Source organism: Stenotrophomonas sp. GbtcB23 (genome assembly GCF_019091045.1).
GTDB lineage: Bacteria > Pseudomonadota > Gammaproteobacteria > Xanthomonadales > Xanthomonadaceae > Stenotrophomonas > Stenotrophomonas rhizophila_A.
On the sequence record NZ_JAGXKC010000643.1, the window covers coordinates 1 to 240 of the forward strand.

The window sequence follows — 240 nt, forward strand, 5'->3', positions numbered from 1 at the left end:
ACCGCGGGCGGCGTGACCTGCGGGTATTCGCTCTGCGGCAGCTGGAAGTAGCCGATCGCGCCTGCGATCAGCATCAGCACCGACAGGACGATGGCGAAGATCGGCCGGTTGATGAAGAAGCGGGGGAAATTCATTTGCGGGCCTCCGCCGAGCCGGCCGCGCCGTCAGCCTTGGCGGGGTCCGCTCCACCGGCCTTGGCAGGCGCCGCAGCGGGAGCCGGAGCGTTTGCCGCAGCCTTGG

1 protein-coding gene is annotated in these 240 nt (G+C 69.6%); it reads right to left on the bottom strand.

What is annotated here, in order from left to right:
• Positions 1-134, bottom strand: a 134-nt coding sequence (locus KVS69_RS20420; RefSeq protein ID WP_217540139.1) for an efflux RND transporter permease subunit, incomplete at its 3' end; no start/stop codon positions are given.
• Between the last annotated feature and the right edge of the window lie 106 nt (positions 135-240).